This is a genomic window from Vibrio sp. Y176 (genome assembly GCF_033438945.1).
Genome location: NZ_JAWOQS010000608.1, coordinates 1 through 669 on the forward strand (window position 1 = coordinate 1; position 669 = coordinate 669).

Annotated in this window: 2 pseudogenes; both read right to left on the reverse strand. The window is 47.4% G+C overall.

Annotation, left to right across the window (positions count from 1 at the left end):
- A pseudogene (locus tag R7O13_RS27580) lies at positions 1 to 507 on the reverse strand (multidrug transporter); the annotation flags it as partial.
- 65 nt (positions 508 to 572) lie between these two features.
- Positions 573 to 669, reverse strand: a pseudogene (locus tag R7O13_RS27585) (phosphonate utilization transcriptional regulator PhnR); the annotation flags it as partial.

Here is a 669-nt window from a genome sequence, read left to right on the forward strand (position 1 = left end):
CACAGAGTAACCTGTCGTGCCAATTGCCGCGATCAACGCCCAAAACACGCCTACATTTAGATACGCCACCAAAGAAACTTGGCGAACATGAGTCAACGGAACCAAAATGCAGCCAAAGGTGATCAACACAAAACCAAGCCACTGTTGAGATGAAAGCGCATGGCCGAGTGCAACACTGAACCCTCCCACCATCATGACCGGCAAAGCGCGTGCAATTGGGTAAATCACACCAACATCGGCATGTTTATACGCCATGATCAAACCGACGAGATACACAATTTGCGCTATTCCACTAAAAGCCAGCATTCCCCAAAACTCAACTGGCAACGAAGTCCAACCGAGCGTGGTTAAATACCAAATCAGATATGGGGTAAGCACTCCACAAGCAGACAGGCTTGCAGCCATCGTGAATGCCACGCCTGATCCGGCATGGCTTTTACCCAAGATATTCCAGCCAGCATGCAAAACCGCAGAAAAGACAACGAGTGCGATTGCCAAAAAATCCATTTATTTTCCCGTTTAGACAAAACAAAGGCTCCGAGATGGAGCCTTTGAATATGAAAATGCGAACGTTAGTGATTGAGCTCTGCCACCGACTCAATACTGATGGCATCGTGACGCCAGTATTCAATATCGCAGTCAATCAACTCGCCATGTTGGTTATAGTTA